1 pseudogene is annotated in these 344 nt (G+C 74.4%); it reads left to right on the top strand.

Annotation, left to right across the window (positions count from 1 at the left end):
- Window positions 1-344, top strand: a pseudogene (locus tag EF903_RS34635) (hypothetical protein); the annotation flags it as partial.

The raw sequence follows: 344 nt of genomic DNA, 5'->3' as shown, positions 1-344 counted from the left end.
CACCTCGTCGTCCTCTTGCTGCTGGTGATCGGCCTGCACAGCACAGGGACGGCGGCCGGGCTCGGCTGGGGCCTGCTCGCCGCCCTGTTCTGCGGCGCCGTGCCGATCGGCATCGTCCGGCTCGGGGTGCGCCGGGGAACCCTCACCGACCAGCACATACGGGTCCGGCGCCAGCGCCTCGCGCCCATGGCGCTGAGCCTGGGCTCGGTGGCCGCGGCGATGGGCCTGGGGCACGCCTTCGGCGCGCCCCGCGAGGTGCTCGCCCTGGTCGCCGCGATGCTCGTCGGGCTCGCCACGACCCTGCTGGTCACCGCGGGCTGGCAGATATCCGTGCACATGTCGGT

It is taken from the genome of Streptomyces sp. WAC05292 (assembly GCF_003949955.1).
GTDB classification, from domain to species: domain Bacteria; phylum Actinomycetota; class Actinomycetes; order Streptomycetales; family Streptomycetaceae; genus Streptomyces; species Streptomyces globosus.
This window is presented reverse-complemented; position numbering and strand designations above follow the sequence as displayed.